This is a genomic window from Mesorhizobium sp. M7A.F.Ca.MR.176.00.0.0, from assembly GCF_004023165.1.
In the GTDB taxonomy this organism is placed as follows: Bacteria; Pseudomonadota; Alphaproteobacteria; order Rhizobiales; family Rhizobiaceae; genus Mesorhizobium.
The window spans coordinates 1-15,044 of the sequence record NZ_RZTC01000135.1; the positions used below are offsets into that span (position 1 = coordinate 1).

Sequence of the window (15,044 nt, forward strand, 5' to 3'; positions counted from 1 at the left end):
ACCTCGAGCAGCAAAGGATCATAGGCGGCGTTGAAGACGCCGCGGGCGCCGACGCTCATCGCCCCGATCGTGTCGCCATGATAGCTGTGCTCCATGACGGCGATGCGCGAACGCGGCGCGCCGATGTTGCGGAAATAGCCGAGCGCCATCTTCAGCGCGACTTCGACTGAGGTCGAGCCACTGTCGGAATAGAACACCCGGTCGAGGCCGGCGGGTGCGATGCCGACAAGCGCCTCGGCCAGCCGTTCGGCCGGCTCGTGGGTGAAGCCCGCGAAGATGATCTGGTCGAGGCTCGACGCGGTCGTCTCGATGGCCTTCATGATGCGGGGGTGGCGATGGCCATGGGTGACGACCCACCAGGAAGAAATCGCATCGAGGATGCGGAAGCCGTCGGCCTTGTGGAGATAGGCGCCTTCAGTCAGCACGATTTCAGGGACCGAGGGCTCTAGCGCGTGCTGCGTGAACGGATGCCAGACTCGAGACTCCGCCATCAGTCGCCTCCGGCAATCATGGCCAGGTCGAAGCCGGAAATCATTGCATCTCTCAACGTTTCACCCGTCAGCGGACCGAGGTGCGGCAGCCTGCCCAGCTGCGGCACGCAGCCGAATTCCACGATTGTCCTTTGTGTATCGGCCACCTCTTCGCCAATGAAGGCAATGCCGATGAGCGGGATGGAGCGGGCTCTCAGGGCCTCGATCGACAACAGCGTATGATTGATGGTGCCAAGCGCGGTGCGGGCGCACAGTATGACCGGCAGCCGCCATTGTTCGAATATGTCAATGAACCTTGTCTGTCGATTGAGCGGCACCATCAGCCCGCCGGCGCCTTCGATGACGAGCGGTGTCGGCAGGACCGGAAATGAAAGATCGTCGGCCTCGATCGCGACGCCGTCGATTTCGGCTGATCGATGCGGCGACAGCGGCATCGTCAGTCGATAGACTTCGGGCAGCACGCGTCCGTCGGGCAAGCCGGAAAGCCGGGCGACGACCTCGCTGTCGGTCTCCTCGTTGAGGCCCGATTGCACCGGCTTCCAGTAGAAGCCGTCGAGCAGCCCGGCAAGTCCGGCCGAAAACACTGTCTTGCCAATTCCAGTGTCTGTTCCGGTGACGACGATGCGTTTGGTCATGCTGTGGCCAACACTCCGACGAGAGCCTCGACCATGGCGGAAATGTCGGCTTCGTCGACGTTGAGAGTCAGCGAAATGCGCAGGCGCGACGTACCCTCAGGCACTGTCGGCGGGCGAATGCCGCGTATGTCGAAGCCGCGTGCCTGCAGTCCTGCCGCCACCGCCATGGTGCGGCTGTTATCGCCGATCACAAGCGGCTGGATCTGCGAGCCGCTGGGCATCACGCCGCAGCGTTCGGCCAATTGCCGGCTCGCGAAAGCGACACGCTCGTGCAACTGAGCACGACGCATAGGCTCGTCAGACAGAATAGTCAGCGCCTCACGTGCCGCGACTGCCATCAGCGGCGATGGTGCGGTCGCATAGATGAATGGCCGGCACCGGTTGATAAGATAGTCGCACAGTGTTCGCGGTCCGGTAACGAGCGCGCCGGATGCGCCAAGCGCCTTGCCGCATGTGTGGAGCGTGACGATGTTGTCGCGGCCTTCATACGCGGCGGCCAGTCCCCGGCCGTCCGGTCCCCAGACGCCGGTGGCATGCGCTTCATCGACGACGATGAATGCCTGGTACCGATCAGCCAGCGCGACCAGGCTCTCCATCGGCGCACGGTCGCCATCCATGCTGTAAAGGCTTTCGAAGGCGATCCACACCCGCCCCATGCCGCCTTCGGCGCGCCAGCGGGTGATTGCGTCCTCGACAGCGTCGACGTCGTTGTGCGCGGCCAGCTTGAACTCAGCGCGCCCGGCCTGGGCACCCTCATGCATGCTGGCATGAGCGAGCTCGTCGAGGACCAGCAGGTCGCCTTTCTGCGGCAGGGCCGTCAGCAGAGCGAAGTTGGCGATATAGCCGCTGCCGAAGAACAGTGCACGCTCGGCTCCGAAAAATGCCGCTGCGTCCGCCTCCAGTTGCTCATGTTCCGGTGCATTGCCGCGCAACAGCCGCGATCCGGTGGCGCCCACTGGCGTGCCCCGCGCAATCGCCGTCGAAACCGCATCGCCGAGTCTTTTGGAGGCGGCAAGTCCGATATAGTCGTTCGACGAGAAGTCGAGCCCGGCGCGCGGTGCGAGCGTCCGTAACCGGTCCTTGCGCCCCAGTCCCCGCAAGGTTGCGTCATAGCGGGCAAGAATTGCCTCCTTCATTGCGTGGCGAGTTCCATAGGCTCAATGCCGAGGCGCCGGAACAGAAGGGTATCCTTGTCCTCGCCGGGATTTCCCGCCGTCAGCAGCGTGTCGCCGACAAAGATCGAATTGGCGCCGGCAAAGAAGCACAGCGCCTGCGTTTCGTCGCTCATCGCCGTCCTGCCGGCGGACAGCCTTACATAGGATTTCGGCATCATCACCCGCGCGAGCGCAACGATGCGGACGAAATCGATCGGATCGATGGCGTCGGCCGCGGCAAGCGGCGTGCCTTCGATGGGAATAAGCATGTTGATCGGCACGCTTTCCGGCGGCTCGGGCAGGTTCGCGAGCGTGACCAGCATGTCGATGCGATCGGTCTTTTCTTCTCCCATCCCGACAATGCCGCCGCAGCAGACTTTCATCCCAACCGCGCGCACGTGCCCAAGCGTTTCCAGCCGGTCGGCAAAAGTCCTGGTTGAAATAACCTCGCCATAGTAGCGCTCAGAGGTATCGATGTTGTGGTTATAGTAGTCGAGACCGGCCTGCTTCAGGCGAGCAGCTTGCTCAAGATCAAGCATGCCGAGCGTCATGCAGGTCTCCATGCCGAGGGCCTTGACGCCCTCAATCATGGCGACCACAACGTCCATGTCGCGCTCCTTGGGACTTCGCCACGCCGCGCCCATGCAATAGCGCGTTGCGCCGCCATCACGCGCCATGGCCGCTTCGTCGATGACATGCTTGACGTCCACCAGCTTCGACGCCTTCACACCGGTTTCGTAATGCGCAGACTGGCTGCAATAGCCGCAATCTTCGGGGCACCCGCCGGTCTTGATGCTAAGGAGCCGCGACAGCTGCACTCGGTTTCGATCGAAGTTCTGGCGGTGGATCGTCTGAGCTAGGAACAGCAGATCGTTGAATGGCATGCCGTAGATGGCCTCGGCCTCTTTGCGGTTCCATCGCGGAGGCGTTCCATCGACCAATTGCATGGTCTGGTTCACGTCGAACTCCGAGTTCATTCCAATCGTCATCGTCAAACCTTTGTTTGCTAGTCCGGTACGCCTTCTTGGCTTTGGGGCGCACTCGCTAAAGGCGAGCTGCGGCACGTCTTTCCAGCACCTCCTACGCCTGCCGAGCTGATGTTGCTCCTCACGCCGTAATCCTCAGTTCAAGTGCTTGCAGATGTTCTGGTGGTCCGGCATGTCCAGGCCGATGTCGAGGATCGGGGCGCTGTGCGTCAGCCAACCCATGGAGATGAGATCGACACCGGTCGCCGCAATCGCCGCCGCCGTTTTCGGCATCACCCGACCGGACGCCTCGGTGATCGTACGGCCATCCACTATAGAAACCGCGCGGGCAAGATCCTCGACCGACATATTGTCGAGCAGCACCGCGTCAACACCAATCGCGAGCGCTGCATCGAGCTGCTTCAGCGTGTCGACCTCGACCTCGACCTTCACCATATGCCCTGCTGCGGCGCGCGCCCGCTCTATTGCTGTGCGGATATCGCCGGCGATCGCGATGTGGTTGTCCTTTATGAGCACGCCGTCATCGAGGCCGAACCGGTGATTGGCACCGCCGCCGACGCGCACGGCGTATTTCTCCAATGCCCGCAGCCCGGGCGTCGTCTTTCGCGTCGATACAATCCTCGCCTTGTGACCGCGCACGGCCTCAACCATGGCCGCTGTGGCAGTGGCAATGCCGCTCAGCCGGCATAAGAAATTGAGGGCCGTGCGTTCGGCCGTGAGCAGGCCTCGTGCGGGTCCGGACAATCTTGCAATGGTTTCCCCGGCCCCAACCTCGCTGCCATCAGGGCGCCAGATCTGGATGTTGATCGCCGGTTCCACGAGAAGGAAGGCATACGAGACCAGATCGAGCCCGGCAACGACGCCCGCCTGCCTCGCTTTGAGCACCAACGTGGCAGTGCAATCATACGGGATAACCGCATCGGTGGTCAGGTCGCCGGATCTGCCCAGGTCTTCGAGGAGCGCAACGCGCACAATCGGTTCGATCAGGGTCGCGGGGAGGGGGGAGAATGAAGTCATATCAAGTGCTCCGTATGGTAGCCCGGCAATCGAGTGCGGCCGCGGCCCGCATTGCGCTGTGCAGTGTCAGCCGTGATGGGCGCACGTTGGCATCGTGGAGCGGGAAATCGGACCGACAGTGCGCGCCTCGACTCTCTTCCCGCCTCAGGGCCGCCGCGGCGATCATCAGTGAGACCAAAGCCGGACCAGAGGCAGCGACACTATTGGCTGCGATCGGCAGCAGGGTCGCCACCGCTTCGCGCATTGCCTCGCCGTCGCGGATGATACCCAGGGCGGCGGAGACAATCGGGCGGACCACGGAAGCGTCTGGTCGTGGAGGGACGAATGTGGAGCATCTGCGCGGTCGCCGGGTATACGACGTGCCGGCAACGCTTTCGGCAACCCAGCTCGCGGTGACCGCCGCTTCGGTGAGCGAGTTGCTGGCCAGGCGGTTGGCGCCGTGCAGGCCGGTACAGGCCACCTCACCGCAGGCCCACAATCCCTCGATGGAGCTGCGGCCGGCGCTGTCTACGGCGACGCCGCCCATGTGATAATGTGCCGCCGGGCGCACCGGGATCAGGTCGGTCGCGGGGTCGATTCCTGCGCTCCGGCACAATTCGGCGATGCCTGGAAAACGCTTGCCAAATCTCGGGCCGAGACTTTGCCGTGCGTCCAGGAATACGCGGCGTCCAACGGCAAGCTGGTGCCAAATGGCGCGCGCTACGACGTCGCGAGGCGCAAGTTCACCGCCAGGTGTGTCGGCGAGGAAGCGCTCTCCTCGCTCATCGATGAGCACCGCGCCTTCGCCACGCACGGCTTCGCTCACCAGCGGCATCGGCCGGCGCGGACCGTCGAGCGCAGTTGGATGGAACTGTATGAATTCCAAGTCGGCGAGTTCCGCCCCCGCCCATGCGGCGAGCGCCAGCCCGTGACCCCATGAGCCAGCGGGGTTTGTCGTGTCGCAAAACAGCCCGCCGACGCCGCCGGTCGCCAGCACCGCTCGACGCGTGGGCAGAGCGAGCGCGCCGGCTCGTCCTGCTGCGACCACGGCGATGACCGACCCGTCCTGCACGACCAGCCGGCGGACCTCCACATTTTCGATAATGGTGATCGAGGCTGTACGCCGAACCGCGGCGACGAGCGCGCGCACCAACTCGCGACCGGTGGCGTCGCCGGCTGCATGCACAATCCGCCGTCGCGAGTGTGCCGCCTCGAGCCCAAGTCGCAACGCGCGGTCAGGGTGCTGGTCGAAGTCGACGCCGAACCTTTGGATCGTCCTAATCGCTTCGGGTGCAGCTCGTACCACTCGCCGCACCGTGGCCTCATCGCAGAGTCCGTCGCCGGCAGCTATCGTGTCGCAAAGGTGAAAATCTGGGCCGTCGTCGCCCCCGAGACTTGCCGCAAGACCGCCCTGGGCAAGTTCACTGCAGGCTCCGGTTCCAAGCGGCGCGTTGGTCAAAAGCACGACCGGTTCCGGCGCCAGATGAAGCGCCGTCATCAGGCCGGCAATGCCGCCGCCGATGACGACCGGCGCCCCGGCGATGTCGCGAACCTCCAGACTCATAGGGAAAGCATGCGCTCGACCGCGCGGCGGGCGGGGCCGGCAATTTCGGGATCAATCCGGACCTCATGCCGGTTCTGCTCGAGTGCGGCGCGAATGTTGGCCAGGTTGATGCGTTTCATGTGCGGGCACAGATTGCATGGGCGAACGAACTCGACGTCGGGATGCGCGACCGCGACGTTGTCGCTCATCGAACATTCGGTCAGAAGGACGACACGCGTCGGTTTCTCACGCTCGACATAATCCGACATCGCCGCGGTCGAGCCGGAGAACTCCGCCTCCGCGACAACGTCTGGTGGGCATTCTGGATGGGCCAGCACGATGACGCCTGGATGGGCATCGCGCAGTTCCCGGATGTCTGCTGCGGTGAAGCGCTCATGCACCTCGCAATGGCCTTTCCAGGCGATGATCTCGACGTCTGTATCGGCTGCCACGTTCCTCGCCAGATATTCGTCCGGGAGCATCAGCACACGCGCCACGCCAAGCGATTCCACCACCGCCTTGGCGTTGCCGGACGTGCAGCAGATGTCGGACTCCGCTTTTACGGCGGCGGAAGTGTTGACGTAAGTAACAACGGGGACCCCCGGATACCGCAGCCGCATTAGCCGCACGTCGTTTGCCGTGATCGATTCGGCCAGCGAGCAGCCGGCGCGGAGATCCGGGATGAGCACGGTCTTGTTCGGATTGAGCAGTTTTGCCGTCTCGGCCATGAAATGAACGCCGGCAACCACGATGATGTCGGCGTCGACCGTCACCGCCTTGTGGGCCAACGCCAGGCTGTCGCCGACGATGTCTGCCACGCAATGAAAAATTTCGGGCGTCTGGTAATTGTGCGCCAGCACCACCGCATTGCGCTCACGCTTCAGCGCTAAGATGGCTTCAATATCGCCGGCGAACGTGGGCCATTCAACGGGTGGGATCACCCGCCGGACACGCTCATACAGGGACGCAGCCATGGGTAACGCCCCAGTCATTGGCGCCTCGATTATATTCGGTTTGACAATAAGGGAATATATCTACCTTGACTATAAGTATGTCAAGCCCGCGCCAGCGGTAATTTTGTCCCGGCGATAGCCCTGTCGTCGAGGACGGCATGCCGGAAGCGATAAAGCTTCGCCGGTCGTCCGCCTGTGTCGAGGGAGGTCTCCCCGGTCTCCTCAACAAGTTCCTGCTGCTCGACCAATCTCCGGAAGTTCGGCTTGTTGATCAGCCTGCCAGCCAAAGCTTCCACGGTTCGCTGCAGTTGCAGCAGCGTGAAGGAAGGCCGCATAAGCTCGAACACGACCGGCCGGTATTTGATCTTCGAACGCAGCCGCGCGATCCCGGTTGCCAGAATACGACGGTGGTCAGCGACCATTGGTTTGCCAGCCGCGGCCGCAATCGCGTCCCTGCCGCCACCGGCCTCCTCAATCAGAGCAGCTTCATAGAGCAACTCGTAGCGTTGGAGCGTGAGTTCCTCGTTCCAATGGCGGTCGTCGAAGCCGAAGGCTATCGCAGCGCGCTGCCGGCGCTCGCGTTGAGTGGTCGGCTCGCTGGCGCCGCCGGCCCACTCAATCAGGCGGGGCCGCAATCTATCGAGCAGCACAGGCGGCGTGCCGAAGCGGTGGTCCTCCCAGGGAAAATATTCGTACCAACTTTGCCAGCCGCACGCGGCCGAGTTCGTTGCCTGTTCCTTCCTGGTCAATGCGAGATAGCTGATTGAGATGACGCGCTGGTGGCGCTCAGTGCCGATGCGATCGCGATCGGCGAAGGTGTAGAGTTGCTCGATGTATCCAAGTGCATGGCCGGTCTGCTGCTCCACCCACCCCCTCAAACCCGACTGCAGTGATCGATGCTCAAGGGCAAAAGGTCCAGAAGGGAGGGTGTCCGCATGACCGACTGTGAGGACACAGGGCTCACTGTCGTTTACGGCGACCACGACGGCAGTCAGGTCCACTTTGGCTTCGTCAGCTTTGACGGCGGCTTTGCCTTTCTTGGTTCTTCTTGTCTGAGGATCCATGTTTGCGAAAGCGGGTTGGCCCAACGGAGCGCCTTAATCGATTGAATGTAACCTTGGCAGCCAGCACGTCAACACCGGAGTACTCAAGCGCTGCTTTTAGCTCTTCGCAGTCGCACAAAAATATGCCAAACGCGACACCCGCTGTTGGTAACGTAAGGGAAGGGGCCTCGGTTGAGCGCGGCTGGTGAGATAAAAGGGATGACTCCTCCAGATATTCGATCGCGAAAAGGCCAGACGCCACTTGTATGCTTGACGGCCTACACCACGCCGGTCGCGAGGCTGCTCGATCGCCACTGCGACATCGTTCTTGTCGGCGACAGCGTCGGCATGGTGCTGCACGGCCTGTCGTCGACGCTGGGGGTCACGCTCGACATGATGATCATGCACGGACAGGCCGTTCGGCGCGGCCTTGAACACGCGCTGATGGTCGTCGACCTGCCCTTCGGTTCCTATGAGGAAAGCCCAGAGCACGCTTTCGGCAACGCTGCGCGCGTGATGGGTGAGACCGGTTGTTCAGCGGTAAAGATCGAGGGCGGCGAGACCATCTCGGAAACCATCCGCTTCCTTACCGCGCGCGGCGTACCTGTCATGGCCCATGTGGGCCTGACGCCGCAGGCGGTAAACACGTTTGGAGGCTATCGTGTGCAGGGCCGGGGAGCCGATGCAGAGCGGATCAGGCGCGACGCCAGGGCGGTAACCGAAGCGGGCGCCTTCTCCTTGGTGCTGGAAAAGATACCGGAGCAGCTTGCACGGCAGATAACCGCCGATATCGACATACCCACAATCGGCATCGGTGCCTCGCCAGCTTGCGACGGCCAGATTCTGGTGAGCCACGATATGCTCGGGCTCTTCACCTCATTTCGGCCGAAGTTCGTCAAACGCTATGCCGAGCTCGGTGAGCAGGCTGAGGCGGCAATCGCCGCTTACGCCACCGATGTGCGGAACCGGCACTTTCCGGCGGTCGAACATCTCTATGTCAACGCCTTTAAGGCCGGTGACTTCACATGAGCGTGCCGATCGCTCGAACCGTGAGCGAGCTGCGCGGCGTCGTTGCGCAATGGCGTCGCTCGGGTGCCACGATCGGTATTGTGCCGACCATGGGAGCCTTGCACGACGGGCATCTGAGCCTCGTGCGGAAGGCGCTCGAAAGGGCCGAGCGGGTGATCGTAACGCTGTTCGTAAACCCCAAGCAGTTCAACAGCCCCGCCGACCTGATTGCCTACCCTCGGACGGAAAGCGACGATGCTGCCAAGCTCGCTCTGCTGGGCACGCATCTGCTCTATGTGCCGGACACAGAGGAAATGTACCAGGTGGGCTTCGCCACGGCCGTTTCAGTGTCCGGCATCAGCGAATGCCTTTGCGGCGCATTCCGGCCCGGCCATTTCAATGGCGTGGCGACGGTCGTGGCCAAGCTCTTCCTGCAGGCCGGCGCTGACTTCGCCTTTTTTGGCGAAAAGGATTTTCAGCAACTTCAGCTTGTCAGGCGCTTGGTCCGGGATCTCGACATTCCGATCACTATTGTGCCCTGTCCGACAGTCCGCGAAGCCGATGGTCTTGCGCTATCGTCGCGTAACGTGCGGCTCTCCCCAGCCCAACGCGCCATTGCCCCAAAACTAGCATCGGTCCTGCTCGATACGGCCGAGCGGCTTGCACGCGGCTCCCCCATCCTGCCTACGCTTGATGAAGCGCGTGCAGCAATTCTGGCTGCCGGCTATCGCGAGCTCGAATACCTGGAGCTTCGCGGAGAAACAGACCTGCAATCGTTAGCAAGCCTTGACCGACCGGCACGCTTGCTTGCTGCGGCTTGGCTTGGCGACACGCGGCTCATCGATAACGTCGCAATATCACCCATTGGTAGTTGGTCAGGTGGGCGGAGCTCTCTCCAATCGGAAGCAGCACAGCAATTGCGGTGATGACGGCGGCGCGTCGTATGCCCTGCAGGGACAGGCCATCATTTAGAACCACGTCTCCGTCGGCTTCCAGCAACCTCCGCGAGGTACGCTAAGCGCAGATGCATCGCGTATTTGAAACCTTGGTCGAGCAACTCTCTGCAAGCGTCGATGCCGTCGATCTCCATGAGGCAATGGCGTCCGCCGCAGCCGGGTTCGACTTTCCGCTCTTCGCTTATTTCACCTACCCATCCGCTTCCGGCGACAGGCCACGATTTATCTCGAATTATCCATCATCATGGACATCACATTACCTGCAACAGCGCTACCACAGCGTGGATCCCGTGATCCTGCGGGGACTGCGGGGCTGGGATACCTTCGACTGGGGTGTGGACCGCGATCACCGTTATTTGCCGACCTCTCAGCAGGAAGTCCTGGAAAAAGCAGCTGAGTTCGGCATTCGCGGCGGACTGACCATGTCGATGCATGATCATCGCGGCCGGTTCGCCGCACTGACCTTCGCCTCCAACGAGGCGCATCCGCCATTTCTGAGGTCGCTGACGCGCTACGAAAAAGCAATGCAACTGGTTGCGATCAACGTTCATATCCATGCCCGGCGCAGGCTCGCCGAAGATTGCGTGGTAGATGGCATAACGCTCACCCGGCGGGAGTTCGAGTGCCTGAAATGGGCGGCGTGCGGCAAGTCGGCCTGGGATATCAGCCAGATTCTCGGTGTCTCGAAACGCACCGTGACCTTCCATCAGGAAAACGCCAAGGCGAAGCTTGGCGTGCGAACCATCAACCAGGCCGTAGTGCGGATGGCTGCTCGGGCGAGATCCTGATCCTCTCCAAGTCTAGCTGTAAAGGTCTACAGGCTGCATTCATGACGGCTTTGCCCTTCGATTGCGTGGACACATCCCGCACGGAGACGACAATGATGCAGCTGATAACACCCGACTGCTACGCCGAGTTTGCGAGCGAACTCAAGGAAATGCACGGACTTAGGTATCGGGTTTTCAAGAAGCGGCTCGATTGGGAAGTGCAGACCGAAGGCGAAATGGAAACGGACCCGTTTGACAGCCTGAACCCCGTCTACCTGCTTCTCAAGGGGTCCGATTGGCGAACTTGCGGCTGCGTCCGCCTTTTGCCGACCACCGGACCGACAATGTTGCGCGATACGTTTCCGACGCTGCTGGATGAGATGGTGGTCCCTGCGAGTGCCGATGTCTGGGAGAGTAGTCGTTTCGCGCTCGATCTCCCTGCGACAGCGCCGAAGGCAGCTGGCGGCCTGGCCCAAGCAACCTACGAGCTCTTCGCGGGGATCATCGAATTCGGCTTGGCCAACAATCTCTCCGGGATCGTAACGGTGACAGATACGCGCATCGAAAGGATCCTTCGTCTCGCGACCTGGCCGTTGTCACGTATCGGACAGCCCAAGCAGGTCGGCAACACCGAGGCAGTCGCCGGCTTCCTCGATATTTCCTACGCCAGTCTCTTGCGCATCCGCTGGAGGGGACGCCTCAACGGGCCGGTGTTGTGGCAACCAGTTCTCATCCAATCGGCATAGCGCCTGCGGATGCTCAGCCGTGACTTGAGTTAAGTCTGCTCACGGCCGCCACCGCCGCCGTGAGGGTGAGCGGACCCGCCCCCACGAGCTTTCGACTGTTCCGGTCGATTGGCTCGCGCGGCCGGACTTTGGATTTCCGTAGGCGCAACCCGGAGTCCAGCGTGAGCACGCCAAAATGGCGCCCCTCCGCTTCGTCCAAAGAAGCCAACGTGGCTTCTGAGGTCGTCTTAGAATATTGGACCGGCCGCCGTGAGCGATCGCAACCTCAAACCTTTGCCGGTATGCCGGTTTGGCCGGACCGTCGGCCAGTCGGAGCAGTCCCCTGATAAGGACCCGAGCTGACGCGCGGTCCAACAGCGCCCGAGCCTATGCTTTGTGCATTACCGTTCGGTTGGCCATGTCGTCCAAGACCGCATGAAGAAGGCTTCCAACCTCCTGCGCAGCGAGCTCTGGCGCAATTCCTACATCGGACAATTGAATGAGCATTTTCTTGGCAGAACAGCGCCAGAACGCACTCGCCGCCTCGCCGTTCTTGGTCTCGAGGGCCTGGGCGATACTTTCGACCAATATACGTCGCCGATGCAGCGGAAATACGCAAATGTTTGATTCATGCATCAATCACCTCACAGATTCAGTTCCACAAAGAAAAACACCGGCGTCTTCAAAAGAGCCCCGCTAGCGCGGTGACGGTTCGCGGCGACATGACGAGTTCCACTTCCCCATCGACAAGCCATTGGGAGATGAGCCGCCGGACCGCATATCCGGGACCGCACATAAGGTGAACCACCATTGCTCATCCGGCTGCATTTTCCTGGGCCGTTCGACGAGGCGTTCCAGCCGAATTGACGTCCAATGACTTGATCTCTGAAAGGGCAGGGCGGTACGAATCACCCGATTGTTCCGCTGCTTACATTCCTGCGAGCTTGTGTATGAACGATTAAAGCGTGCCCGAGCCGTTCTTGGTGGCCGCCGAAGAAGGGAATCATGTCATCCGCTGCCTATCGTAGGCGGCGCGACTTCTAGCATGACTGCACTGCCCCGACAGGGCTTTGCAATCGCGCGTTTCGAAGCCTATGCTTTGGCATCGGCCGGCATTTACTTCGGTGCAGCCGACAGTAAGACGTACGCGCTCTTGCCCCGTTGGAAGAGAGCCTTGCCCGATCCCTCTTTCGCGACCAGGTGCTGAAGCCCTCACCCCGCAGGACTTCGCGCTTTTGCGACCATCGCTGCATCACGTCGAACCGGGCATCAAGGACAAGTTGGAGGTCGCGCATCAGCCGATCAAGAACGTATATTTTCCCGAGAGGGGCATCGCGTCGGTGGTCGCCACCATGACCGGCGGGCGGCAAGGTGAAGTCGGCATTGTCGGCGATGACGGGATGAAAGGAATTGCCGTCATTCTCGGAAAGGAAAGCAATACCTGGCGCCTGCCGGTTGAAAACCTTCGCCCTGCGATTAGCCCGTCGCTTCGCACCTCAGTGCTGGACTATGCCCACGCGTTCCTCATCCAATCATGCCGGACGGCACTGGTCAATGGCCACTCCAAGATCGAAGAACGGCTGGCCCGCTGGCAGCTGATGGTCCACGACCGTGCGGAAGGAGATAAGATCCTCCCGACGCATGAATTTCTGGCGACCATGCTCGCGCCCACCGCCCGGGGTCACCACGGCCCTGCAAATGCTTGAGTATCGAGGACTGGTGCACGCCAAGCGCGGCGAGATCACGATCGTGCCGGATTGATAAAGCTCACACATGGCGCTTATGACAAGGAGGAGCAGCGTTATTTCGGCCTGGCCGCTGCCTGAAGCATGTCGGGTTGAAACGGGTTCAGCCGACGTCTCCTTGCCCTTCACCAGGTCGCCCAAAAGCATCAGCGGTTTTGAACGAATCGCAGCGATTGTCCGCAATCGGACATAGGCTTGAAGGCGGTCGAATTCGTGCCATAAGTCGGGTTGGTCAGGGTTCAGGGAGGAATTCGTCATGACCAATTCGTTTCACACCGTCACCGTCGAAAAAGCCGCCGAAGCCTATGTCCTTTCCAGGGGAAGGGTCCGCTTTCTCTCCATGGCGCAGGCGATCCGCACCATCCGAACACTAATGTCGGCATGCAAGGCCACCGAACGCGAGTTGGAGGAACTGTTGGCGGCCGCTTCCTTCGTTCATGCGTGCCCCTTCGACACAAAAACAGCCGATGGTGTAGAACCACGGCTGCATTCCTAAGAGGGCATGCCGCGCCATGCAGACTGTCAGAGGGCATTCGTCAGATGGTAGTCCGCTAACTTAACTGCAGAGTCTAAAGGACGTGTTCCAGCATTGCGAACTCACCGATCGCTTTGTTGCCAAAGCTGCCAGCAAGCGATCGCCTCGTCCATCCGTTTGCACCATCTCATCACAGACATCATCGGCGATGCTACCTGTCCAGCATATGTCCAGCATTTCGCAAGGCGGCCAGAAGGAGCCTCGCATAGCCTGTGACATCGATCTGGGCCTGCATCGAAAGGGGCATGCTGGTCCAGTTCTCCAACGGTGCAATGAAAGGTGAGAAGGTGCCATTGACAAGGCAACAACAGCTAACAAGGCCCTCTCGGTCCAATGCCACCACACCGATCTTGTCGCCTGGATATCCAATGGCTGCGACTCGCTGGACCTCCAGGTCACCGTCCACCCGCACGTCAAAAAGAAGGCTACCACGGCTCCTCGTGGCTATCTCAGCCGCCTTCTCATCAAAGCTTGAAGAGAGCAAGCGGACGCTTTCCACCGCCATCTGGAAAATCACCAAATCCAGTTCATTCACGGCCATATGGGCATTTCCGCGCAATGGGTGGTGATTGCAATGACACATACTGCTTGTTCACAGATGTCGGTCACGAACGATCATTCGTCGGGTTCCGGTTCCGACCAACGGTGTCGCCACCTGATCGTGCTGCGGTTCGAACCTTCCTAAGGCGAGCCGAGCGCGCTATGAGGTTGGAGTCTAGGTCTCGGACCTTGCCTCGCGGCTTGCTCATCTTTGGCAGACCCGCTGCAACGCCGCGCGATGGCGCAAACGCCAGATGACGCTGATCCATCGCTTGATCGTGAACTGAGCTTCTGAACACCATTGGGACAGCAGGGTGGAAGGGCTTGACCAACGCCGCCCCCGTTTTCCAAGAGGACCCGTCCTCGATTGAATCTTTCGAGCCCCGTGCGGCGCGCAGCCAAATGATGACCATCTGGACCCTGCTCGCAGACCGCAAGGCAAAGAGGGAACCTTCCAGGCAGCCAAGCTGCGCCGACGCAAAGAGCGACCTTTGGAATTCCCAAGAATTTAGCCTTCCATAGTTGCGACAGGCAACCACTGCACGAGTGTGGGAGAGCGAATCGCAAGCATTGCGTGAGGTCCTGCGCGTTTTCCCCTCTTTGCTATTTGGCACATCGTTTGCGCCGAAGTGGGCGCAGCGTTCGACCGGAGCACTGCATGGGAGAGGGAGGAGCCCCACCCCGATCCGGTCAAGGAGAGAGACGGTGTTGGTTCCAAGAGTTCCCCGCGCGATCGCAGCGCCCCGCAAGCGCCATTTTGCCCGGACCTACGTGCAGGTACTTGCCGCCATAATCCTGGGTGCCGCAATCGGCTATTTCCATTTGGAGACCGGCCACAGCCTGAAGCCGCTCGGCGATGCCTTCGTCGAGGTCGTCAAGATAATCACCGTACCTGTCATCTTCCTGACAATAGCGACCGGCATTGCCGGCATGAGCGATCTGCAGAAGGTCGGCCGAGTTGCCGCCA

Annotated in this window: 17 protein-coding genes; 7 read left to right on the plus strand and 10 right to left on the minus strand. The window is 61.2% G+C overall.

The window, feature by feature from the left end:
* The 8 genes from EOB59_RS29855 to EOB59_RS29890 form a co-directional block, all read right to left on the minus strand.
* Nucleotides 1–491, minus strand: a 491-nt coding sequence (locus EOB59_RS29855) for an aminotransferase class III-fold pyridoxal phosphate-dependent enzyme (RefSeq protein WP_128289886.1), incomplete at its 3' end; no start/stop codon positions are given.
* Nucleotides 491–1,126: a dethiobiotin synthase gene (gene bioD / locus EOB59_RS29860; RefSeq protein ID WP_024505573.1), complete on the minus strand. Its 636-nt coding sequence runs from the start codon at nt 1,124–1,126 to the stop codon at nt 491–493. The genes EOB59_RS29855 and bioD, both read right to left, overlap by 1 nt.
* Nucleotides 1,123–2,262 carry an 8-amino-7-oxononanoate synthase gene (locus EOB59_RS29865; protein WP_024505572.1) on the minus strand — a complete coding sequence of 380 codons (1,140 nt, stop codon included), beginning with the start codon at nt 2,260–2,262 and terminating at the stop codon, nt 1,123–1,125. The genes bioD and EOB59_RS29865 overlap by 4 nt, the downstream gene beginning before the upstream one ends.
* Entirely contained in the window at nt 2,259–3,227 is a 969-nt protein-coding gene (bioB, locus tag EOB59_RS29870) for a biotin synthase BioB (protein WP_245265416.1), read from the minus strand. Before bioB ends, EOB59_RS29865 begins: the two co-directional genes overlap by 4 nt.
* Nucleotides 3,228–3,401: 174 nt before the next feature.
* Entirely contained in the window at nt 3,402–4,283 is an 882-nt protein-coding gene (nadC, locus tag EOB59_RS29875; RefSeq protein ID WP_024505570.1) for a carboxylating nicotinate-nucleotide diphosphorylase, read from the minus strand.
* A gap of 1 nt (nt 4,284) precedes the next feature.
* On the minus strand, nt 4,285–5,826 hold the full coding sequence (locus EOB59_RS29880) for an L-aspartate oxidase (protein WP_024505569.1): 1,542 nt from the start codon (nt 5,824–5,826) through the stop codon (nt 4,285–4,287).
* The gene (gene nadA, locus EOB59_RS29885; RefSeq protein WP_024505568.1) at nt 5,823–6,797 is read right to left on the minus strand and encodes a quinolinate synthase NadA; all 975 of its coding nucleotides are present in this window, start codon (nt 6,795–6,797) and stop codon (nt 5,823–5,825) included. Before nadA ends, EOB59_RS29880 begins: the two co-directional genes overlap by 4 nt.
* A 62-nt stretch (nt 6,798–6,859) precedes the next feature.
* A complete protein-coding gene (locus tag EOB59_RS29890; protein WP_024505567.1) occupies nt 6,860–7,822 on the minus strand; it encodes a membrane protein in 963 nt (320 codons plus the stop codon).
* 171 nt (nt 7,823–7,993) lie between these two features.
* Between EOB59_RS29890 and panB the strand changes: the two genes are divergently transcribed.
* From panB to EOB59_RS29910, 4 genes are all read left to right on the plus strand, one after another.
* On the plus strand, nt 7,994–8,830 hold the full coding sequence (gene panB / locus EOB59_RS29895) for a 3-methyl-2-oxobutanoate hydroxymethyltransferase (RefSeq protein ID WP_024505566.1): 837 nt from the start codon (nt 7,994–7,996) through the stop codon (nt 8,828–8,830).
* Entirely contained in the window at nt 8,827–9,735 is a 909-nt protein-coding gene (gene panC, locus EOB59_RS29900; RefSeq protein WP_024505565.1) for a pantoate--beta-alanine ligase, read from the plus strand. Before panB ends, panC begins: the two co-directional genes overlap by 4 nt.
* Before the next feature lie 98 nt (nt 9,736–9,833).
* The gene (locus EOB59_RS29905) at nt 9,834–10,553 is read left to right on the plus strand and encodes a LuxR family transcriptional regulator (RefSeq protein WP_024505564.1); all 720 of its coding nucleotides are present in this window, start codon (nt 9,834–9,836) and stop codon (nt 10,551–10,553) included.
* Between the two features lie 92 nt (nt 10,554–10,645).
* The gene (locus EOB59_RS29910; protein ID WP_024505563.1) at nt 10,646–11,278 is read left to right on the plus strand and encodes an acyl-homoserine-lactone synthase; all 633 of its coding nucleotides are present in this window, start codon (nt 10,646–10,648) and stop codon (nt 11,276–11,278) included.
* A gap of 366 nt (nt 11,279–11,644) precedes the next feature.
* Here EOB59_RS29910 and EOB59_RS36845 read toward each other — a convergent pair whose 3' ends face one another.
* Nucleotides 11,645–11,893 carry a DUF6074 family protein gene (locus EOB59_RS36845; RefSeq protein ID WP_032899751.1) on the minus strand — a complete coding sequence of 83 codons (249 nt, stop codon included), beginning with the start codon at nt 11,891–11,893 and terminating at the stop codon, nt 11,645–11,647.
* A 599-nt stretch (nt 11,894–12,492) separates the two neighbouring features.
* On the opposite strand from EOB59_RS36845, the gene EOB59_RS29920 reads away from it, so the two are divergent.
* Nucleotides 12,493–12,963, plus strand: coding sequence for a hypothetical protein (locus EOB59_RS29920; RefSeq protein WP_245265413.1), 471 nt, complete (start codon nt 12,493–12,495; stop codon nt 12,961–12,963).
* 295 nt (nt 12,964–13,258) lie between these two features.
* Nucleotides 13,259–13,498 (plus strand): hypothetical protein, encoded by a 240-nt coding sequence (locus EOB59_RS29925; RefSeq protein ID WP_024505561.1) that lies wholly within the window; start codon nt 13,259–13,261, stop codon nt 13,496–13,498.
* A 190-nt stretch (nt 13,499–13,688) separates the two neighbouring features.
* On the opposite strand, the gene EOB59_RS29930 is transcribed toward EOB59_RS29925, so the two are convergent.
* Entirely contained in the window at nt 13,689–14,078 is a 390-nt protein-coding gene (locus tag EOB59_RS29930; protein ID WP_024505560.1) for a hypothetical protein, read from the minus strand.
* 707 nt (nt 14,079–14,785) lie between these two features.
* Between EOB59_RS29930 and EOB59_RS29935 the strand changes: the two genes are divergently transcribed.
* Nucleotides 14,786–15,044 (plus strand): cation:dicarboxylase symporter family transporter (locus EOB59_RS29935; RefSeq protein ID WP_245486818.1); only part of this gene is annotated, 259 nt, incomplete at its 3' end.